This is a genomic window from Nitrospira sp. BLG_2 (assembly GCF_049222245.1).
Genome location: NZ_JBLYIG010000521.1, coordinates 1 through 6,258 on the forward strand (window position 1 = coordinate 1; position 6,258 = coordinate 6,258).

Annotated in this window: 4 protein-coding genes; 3 read left to right on the forward strand and 1 reads right to left on the reverse strand. The window is 53.4% G+C overall.

Going from position 1 to position 6,258, the window contains the following annotated elements; translation table 11 throughout:
- Positions 1–120 precede the first annotated feature (120 nt).
- Positions 121–897, forward strand: coding sequence for a hypothetical protein (locus ACOSYY_RS13980; RefSeq protein ID WP_421663131.1), 777 nt, complete (start codon positions 121–123; stop codon positions 895–897).
- A 233-nt stretch (positions 898–1,130) separates the two neighbouring features.
- Positions 1,131–1,712 (forward strand): lipid-binding SYLF domain-containing protein, encoded by a 582-nt coding sequence (locus ACOSYY_RS13985; protein ID WP_421663132.1) that lies wholly within the window; start codon positions 1,131–1,133, stop codon positions 1,710–1,712.
- Between the two features lie 387 nt (positions 1,713–2,099).
- On the opposite strand, the gene ACOSYY_RS13990 is transcribed toward ACOSYY_RS13985, so the two are convergent.
- Positions 2,100–3,782 (reverse strand): PAS domain-containing sensor histidine kinase, encoded by a 1,683-nt coding sequence (locus ACOSYY_RS13990; RefSeq protein WP_421663133.1) that lies wholly within the window; start codon positions 3,780–3,782, stop codon positions 2,100–2,102.
- A 685-nt stretch (positions 3,783–4,467) separates the two neighbouring features.
- Between ACOSYY_RS13990 and ACOSYY_RS13995 the strand changes: the two genes are divergently transcribed.
- On the forward strand, positions 4,468–4,968 hold the full coding sequence (locus ACOSYY_RS13995; RefSeq protein ID WP_421663134.1) for a response regulator: 501 nt from the start codon (positions 4,468–4,470) through the stop codon (positions 4,966–4,968).
- Positions 4,969–6,258 lie beyond the last annotated feature (1,290 nt).

The following is a 6,258-nucleotide window of genomic DNA, read 5'->3' on the forward strand; positions in this document are numbered from 1 at the left end:
ACTGCTGGGTCAAGCTGTTGGGATCAGCAGGTTGACATCATTCGGCCTTGCAGATCCGTATAGAGGACCGTTCGCTTGCCAAGCTGCAATCTAGATAAGGATAATGGCACTGTACCCACGATGGCTCTTCTGGGGAATTATGTGAGGAAACCTCGGCTGTCATTGATTCCTTTGTGTACAACGCTCATCCTATTTGTGATGTTACCGGTCGGATGCGCCGGCTCCCTCTACGGCTGGCATGTCCGTACGAATTCGAGCCCCCCATCCCCGAAATTCAACCAGGCGGTGCTCACACAGGAACCTGTGGCGATCTTCGGAGCGCTGGCTCCCGCCAGACTGCTGGGTAGTGAGACAGGCTTAGACAGCATCCTGGCACAAGTTCTCAACACAGTGGCACCGAGCGTCAAAGTCATCACTCAGCAGGAAGCGGCGAGCTTGATTAATAAAAACGTTCTCGCAAGCGAGTACACACGAATGAGAAACGAGGCGCTCCAGAGTCATCTTTTGGACGGCGGATCGCTCAGGAAGTTGGGAACGGCCATCGGCACACGGTATGTCTTTCAACCCAAGCTGATTGAGTTCATGCAGATCATGAAGGACCGGTGGGAACTTCCCCCAATTGCCTTGAAGGTCTCCCGTATTCGCTCGAGTATCATGCGACTCTCATTGCAATTATGGGATATGCAGACGGGCGAGCTGATTTGGACATCCCTGGCTGAGACAACCTTGGAGAGCGAAGCCGTTGGCCAAGACCCAGTCTACTTCGAGGATACTGCACGCTTGACCATGGCCAGTATGATTACGGACTTCATGAACGGCGCCACTATATCATCCTATGGCCCATTGAATACCTTGATCGATCAGGTGATCCAAATCCCACAGCCGGGGAAACGGTGACAATACTGACCATCTAGAATCAGCTGATAACCCCACTTACAGTGTTGCCACTGGTTTCCTGGTTGAGCTATCGTGAACAAGAAGGCGAGGGGAACCGTGAGAGAAGATCCCTCTTCGCTGGAGACACAGCTCCCACCCCAATCGTGAGTTCGAAGGGGCGGTTACGATGAATATGGTCAGGAAAAACAACAGCACCCGAGGGGTAGAGAACCTTATCACGCAAGGAGACGACGATGAGAACATTTCGTGTATCGGTGCCAGCCGTTGTGTTCATGGCCGCCATGGCCTGGGCGAGCGCCAGTACGTTGGCGGCCGAGGATTATTCGTCCACGATCGACAAATTCAAATCTTCAGACCAGGTGAAACCGTTTTTTGAGAATGCGTATGGCTATGCGGTCTTTCCGCTTATCGGGAAAGGAGGGCTGGGGGTCGGCGGCGCTTATGGGCAGGGACAAGTCTACCGCGACGGAAAGGTGACCGGCAAAACAAGGCTGATGAAGCTCTCTTTTGGCTTCCAAGCCGGAGGCCAGGGATTCTGCGAAATTATCTTCTTCAAAGATCAGCGCGCGTATGAGGAGTTTACGAGCGGAGAATTTGCGTTCGACGCCACGGCCTCCGCAGTCGCCATCACTGCCGGGGCGCAAGCCACGACCGGAACGACAGGAGGCTCGGCCGGAGCCAGTGCCGGACCGAAATCCGGTGCACAAGTCGGCCTCGGCTACACCAAGGGGATGGCCGTCTTTACCCAAGCGATCGGCGGTCTGATGTATGAGGCGGCCATTGGAGGGCAAAAGTTCAGTTTTGAACCCCTCTAAGCGACGGGGGTTTGTATCGTGGAGATAGGCGGGGTGTCGCGAATAGCCTCGCCTATAAGCTTCCATGCATCAGCATGGCGGAACTTAAACGTACGCTGTGCGGTCTCTATTACTTGATACAGCGGCTCATCATCAGGCGTGATCCTTCTGATTCTCGTCCGATCACCGATGTTGCCATAGCGGCTGGCGACTGAACATGAATGTCCGGAAGGGTGAGAACCCACACCCTGGGCTCGATTCTTTTGATCATCCGCGATGAGAGGGCCTACTTGTTCTTCTGTCGGGTCACATCCAACGTGACTGTCGAGATTAGATCGCGGGACGTGCGTGACGGCTTTAGTCTCGCTCTCTGATCACAGAAGGAATGAAATTCTTGAATCGGCTATGCTATCGGTTGGAACTTCTAGTCCACGGCACGTGCGCTTCCACTCTGGTGCCCTGACCTGGTTTGGACTGCAGGAGAAATGCGCCGGAGATCTGACGCAACCGCTCCTTCATGCTGATAATTCCCAGTCCGCTGTGGATCGATTCCGATTCAGGAGGATCGAACCCGACACCGTTATCGGTCACGACCAGGTGGAGTTCTGAGCCCTGGACGTCCAGTTTCAGAGATACTTCTGTTGCCTCGCTGTGCTTGATGACATTGTGCAACGATTCCTGAGCCAGGCGATAGAAGCAGAGTGCAATCGGAGGAGGCAACTCTTTCCCGATGTCTTCCACGGAACATCGTATCCGTAACCGTTTCAAGTTTCCGATGTCCCTGCATAGTGATCTGAGAGCTGCCGGCAATCCTAATTGATCGAGCTTCGCTGGATGCAGGCCGTACGCCATTTTATGAACATCCGAGGCCAAGGCTCGAATGTTGTCCAAAATGCGATCGGTGCTGCGGATGCTGACAGAGTGGTCGATGTCGCCATCCCGTGGCGTACGCAAGAACAGCTCCAATTGGGCGGCCACGAGCGCAAGACGTTGACTGATATCGTCGTGCAGCTCTTGCGCAAGACGGTGACGTTCCTTCTCTTGGTTGCCGATCAAACAGCTGCTTAGTAGACGCAGCTGGTCTTCCGTCCGCTTTTGCTCCGAAATATCCGACTCTACACCCATGATGTAGAATTCGTTCCCGATTCGTGTCCGAACGGCTCGAGTGTGGAAAGGGATACATCGTCCGTCTTTCGTTCTGCCCTGGTACGTACATACGGCAGATCCCATGCGGAAACATGTCTTCACCATGGTTTCATGTTTGTCCCGATCTTCAGGAATGAGCCATTTGGCAGTTTTCATGCCGGACAGCTCTTGTGACGAAAAGCCATAGACATGCTCCATGTTGTGATTCCACCTGACTAACCTGCCGTGTATGTCTATCATGAAGAAATTTCCAGGCAGGCTCTCAATGATGGTGCTCCTCAACTGATGCTCTTGCGCCAACTTCAGATCAATCTCTCTCTGACGATCCTCTTCCTGCTTTCGGCGGATCACTGCGCCAGCCAGCAAATTTCCAATCAGCCATATGGGGCGGAGGATCGAATTCGGCCACAAGCGGTTCTTGGTCAATGAGCTGACGGCCAGAGCAAACCGGGTGGGACCATAGGTGCACAGCGGCAAAATCAAGCCTGAGCGTAGACCTTGCTGTCGGCAATACCTGCGCAAGGCTGCAGCCTTGAGTGGGAGGTCGTCCGGTCGGGAAAATCTCACGGCCTCCCCGCAACCGAGCTCTTCAAACAACCATGGAAATTTCTGTGTCATGTCGAGTGCCGGAACACGGGGAATGTCGGGGCGCGCGTAGCAATGCGTCATCGTCAGTTCCTTGCTGCCGATCGTGAAGAAGCCGAATACTGACCGATCAGCACCGAGATCCTCAACGAGGCGTCGAAGGGTATCGATCAGAACATCGTCCACTGCTTCACCCAACAAGCCTACCGAAGCGACGGAAAGTTCAGTCAATAACTTGTCCAGCTGATGAGTACAATGCAATGGGATCGGTATGTCGGCGTGAGTTGCTTGAGGAAATCGGTTGAGGCGTCTTCTCAGATCTGCTTGGCCTGGCGAGAGAAGGCCTGATTTTTGGACCATGGGATCACCTCTCCATTGGTCACCATAGGGAGGAATTCGGATCCACCACTAGGGGAAATTCAGCCCCCGATCATGGGGGAAATATAGGGAAGCTCCAGGTTTTTGTCAATTCTGTGTACTCGCGATAACAACTCTCCCTCCGCGAGCATCATTTCGATGGTGCCATAGGTTTACGCAACAGGTGAGTAATCTCATTATGTAGACGGTCTTGAACCGGCAAAACCACACCTCTTCGTGATGCTCGCCGCAACAACCCCACCGATGGCTGTCTCTTTCGACGTGTCCTGCCACGGTCAGAACGGCTGAATTGGACTATCAAAACCGCTCCAATTAGATATCGTGACAAACCATGTGAGGAAAGCGATTCGATCGCGTGGGACTGGTTTGGAACTGGTGGCGGCGGTGTTCTTGACGCGTGCTGTGGTATCGACGCCACTACGCTGCTCCGAGTCCGGTTCGATTACAGTTCGGGGATCGCGGAATCTTGGAAACGCCGGACGCTGCTGAACATCGTAAAGTTGCGGTACATGAGAGTCGATTTATGCGGGTGGCATAGGAACACGCGGCAAATTGTTTTCGGGTTCTGTCAAATTTGCCAGTAGCCCGGTAATAGGAATCCCTGATACGTCAGAGCACTTCTGGGTATCGTATGGGCAGCGACTAGAAATAGCAAAAAGTGGCGAACATGGTCATTCGATTTGGCGGTAATGCAAGTCAAAAGAAAGACCGCGGCCCCATTTCACGCCTCCGATTGGTTTTGGCGGATGATAATAAGAACTTCGTCGACCACATGATGGAGCTCTTGGCGAAGACGTGCGATATGGAGTGCGAGGTGGTCGGTATCGCTGCCGACGGCTCAAGCGCGGTTGAGTTGGTGGAGCGGCTTGCCCCCGACATTGTGACTTTGGATATCACTATGCCAAGGCTCGATGGGCTGGAGGTGGCGAGACGGTTGCAGGCCGCTGGATGCCAGACTCGGGTTCTCATTCTCACGGTCCATGAAGATGCTGATTTCCTGCAGGCGGCTCTGGCCGTCGGAGTGATGGGATACGTGGTCAAGAGTCAGGTTGTGTCCGACCTGCCGCAAGCGCTCGGCAATCTGGTGGCCGGGCATCGGTTCGTATCCTCCACTCCAAATCTCGAGGCTTCCGCAGGAGATGAAGTCGAGGATCTGGATGGAGTCTGATGTGATGGGGTATCGAAAATTCCACTCCAGTGGCCGGGAGTCAACTGCATGTGCAAGAGGAGAGTGTGAATCTGACGAGAGCAGCGGACGATGCGCTTCCATTGTGGAATGAATGACAGCAGACTATCGTCGAATTTGAAGCCCGCCTGACAACTGCCGGTGGTCCGGAGTTCATTTCCGCAGCCGAGTGCTCTGCCACGTTCGGCACGCTCTGGGCGGAGCAACCGGTTTATTGTTAACTTGTCTTTTCGTTAGACCGAATCAAAGTACTGACGCCGCAGCATCCGGAATCGAAAACCAAGGAGCCGTTCGCCTCGCTAAGGCGAATGTCAAAGGCTGGATCGTCGTGGATATGAAGCGCGATTGGCAGCGGATATTTCCGGATGATCAGTAGCGATGAGCGCGGTCATGTATGGATCATGAATATAAGGCGAGCTTGTGTCTCGTCGGAATGCATGGCGCAATCGCTGAAGCACGTCACGTTTTTGTAGAAAGGGATCGCTTTTTGTTCCTCATTCCAGGTTGCTCCAGCTCAATCTATAGGTACATCCGAACGGTTTTACTCCGATAGCTCCATGGTTTTCTCTGGCCTTGTTTGGAGCAGTGGCGTCTTCCGGAAGAAGCGGCAACGAAGTGTGTCGGTGGATTATCTCGATTCTATTCTCCGGAAGCTGGCGATGAGTGGAAGACACGACTCAATTCCTGTTCGATGTGCGACTCCCTCAAACTGGTTCGAGTATCATGCTGACTTGCAACTGTGGGATGCAGAAACGAGTGAATTGATTTGGAGCTTCCTCGTGAAGCGATAATGCAAATCGAAACCGTATCACAAGATCCCATGTATTGGCCGGATATTCCTCGCTCACATTAGGAGGCATGGTCTCGGATTTCATGACCGGCTATAAATAGACGAACGTTTTCCCAGTACACTCCGTCTACAAATTCTTCACCGCCTAGTTGAAAGCCGGGGGAGAGTAAGCTGTGGCGGCACATAACACTTGTCGACTTTCCATACGGTCACAAAAAGCGTTGGCTTACCCATTACCGGTCTTGACTTCTGCGCCCTCACCTTGGTAAGGTTCCCATCGTTCACGGTGTTCCTACCTGATGACCGCGCCTGACGCGAGTCACGGTGCGGTGCCGAAGGGAAACTACCCGAATTTATTTCGAGCGGGTCCCTTGACACGCGACGGTGCACGTTGTATAGTGCGCGGCTCGCGTGATGAACGTGATCGTTCTTTGAAAACTGAATAGAGGACGTTGAGCAAGGTGTAAGGTGTATTGAAGTGG

Bases quoted from the DNA above. Each gene is read 5' to 3' on its own strand.
- ACOSYY_RS13995 (WP_421663134.1), top strand. From the start codon at position 4,468: ATGGTCATTCGATTTGGCGGTAATGCAAGTCAAAAGAAAGACCGCGGC.
- ACOSYY_RS13990 (WP_421663133.1), bottom strand. From the start codon at position 3,782: ATGGTCCAAAAATCAGGCCTTCTCTCGCCAGGCCAAGCAGATCTGAGA.
- ACOSYY_RS13980 (WP_421663131.1), top strand. From the start codon at position 121: ATGGCTCTTCTGGGGAATTATGTGAGGAAACCTCGGCTGTCATTGATT.
- ACOSYY_RS13985 (WP_421663132.1), top strand. From the start codon at position 1,131: ATGAGAACATTTCGTGTATCGGTGCCAGCCGTTGTGTTCATGGCCGCC.